This is a genomic window from Pseudomonas sp. RC4D1, assembly GCF_018390395.1.
Lineage (GTDB): Bacteria > Pseudomonadota > Gammaproteobacteria > Pseudomonadales > Pseudomonadaceae > Aquipseudomonas > Aquipseudomonas danubii.
On the sequence record NZ_JAHBAW010000003.1, the window covers coordinates 1 to 250 of the forward strand.

Here is a 250-nt window from a genome sequence, read left to right on the forward strand (position 1 = left end):
TCGCCGTGGGCGCCACAGGACGGGGGCCGGGACAACGCCGGGGGCATGTCCCGGCTTCCCATGTCAGACACTCAAGGACGGATGTTTTAGCGTCTCCAGGCTGCCGGGAGCCCTGGCGGGATCAGTGTCTGCGGCGTTTGCCCGAGCCGCTGGCCGCTGAGCGCTCGGGCCCTGCGCCGCCTCTGAAAGGTTGCATCTGAAACAAGGACGTTCTCTTCAACCATTTCCGAATTCTCAGGCAGGTTACGAC